Here is a 562-nt window from a genome sequence, read left to right on the forward strand (position 1 = left end):
AAGATCACCGCCGTCGACTACAAGCAGCAGTTGATCAGTTACCCAACACTTTCTGAGGCGCCGGCCGCCCAGCCTTCACATGACGGGGCCCCGGCGCCGATGGCGTGACCGCGGGCCAGCGTCTTTTCCGTGGCTTGCGGGGTGCGTCAGAAATCGCCGCCAGGCAGCCAGTAGCCGCCGCCCTCGCCGGGCCGGATGACGATCAGGCCTTCGCCGGTGGGGCCGCGGCGGTGCAGGGGGTTACGCGCTCGGGATGCGGGCGTGGTCCAGGACGTTGCCGTTGGCCGCGTTGTTCTTCTGGACCCCGAGGTAGGGGCTGAGAACCGGGACCTTAGCGATCTCCTGTGCGGGACCGACGGGGGTCGCGAAGTCCCACTCTTCGGTCGCGTTGACCGGACCGTCGACCGGGGCGGTATCGGCGTGAGCAGGGGCGGCAAGGGCGCAGCCCGCGAGGGCGAGCGCGGCAGCAGCAATGATTCTCTTCATGATCAAAGCAACGATTGAGGTTTTCTCAGCGAAATGATCTTCGCGAAGCGGGCTGAACCATGTTGATCGGGTCCGA

The 562-nt window shown here is 66.2% G+C and carries 1 protein-coding gene; it reads right to left on the bottom strand.

What is annotated here, in order from left to right:
* Window positions 1-240 precede the first annotated feature (240 nt).
* Window positions 241-562: hypothetical protein (locus IE145_RS33205; protein ID WP_229826036.1), on the bottom strand; the 322-nt coding region annotated here is incomplete at its 5' end.

The organism is Streptomyces sindenensis, assembly GCF_014649035.1.
Classification (GTDB): Bacteria; Actinomycetota; Actinomycetes; order Streptomycetales; family Streptomycetaceae; genus Streptomyces; species Streptomyces sindenensis.